Origin of the sequence: Nocardioides malaquae (genome assembly GCF_015070385.1) — a bacterium.
GTDB classification, from domain to species: domain Bacteria; phylum Actinomycetota; class Actinomycetes; order Propionibacteriales; family Nocardioidaceae; genus Nocardioides; species Nocardioides malaquae.
The window spans coordinates 1-251 of sequence record NZ_JADCSA010000808.1 but is presented as its reverse complement, the minus strand read 5'-3'; the positions used below and the strand labels follow the sequence as shown (position 1 = coordinate 251).

1 protein-coding gene is annotated in these 251 nt (G+C 52.6%); it reads right to left on the bottom strand.

The window, feature by feature from the left end; translation table 11 throughout:
• Positions 1-251, bottom strand: a 251-nt coding sequence (locus tag IEQ44_RS16255; protein ID WP_193639460.1) for a hypothetical protein, incomplete at both ends; no start/stop codon positions are given.

The window sequence follows — 251 nt, the reverse complement described above, 5'->3', positions numbered from 1 at the left end:
GAATAGTACTTCTCGTGGAAATCTTTCAGCGCCTGCTGCACCGGATTACCAGGTTTGTCGCTTAAAGTTTCGAGGTTACCACCAGAAAACTTTGAACCGGGGTGTGCCGGGTTAATGGTTTCTGCGCTGACCTGTGCCATGCGCATCCCGTCACGCGTACGCGCCATGGTTAATTCAGCGTTCACCGCATTACGCTCACGTTCGGCATATTTCTTGTCGAGCAAAGGTTCAGCAATAGCATCGGCCAGGCG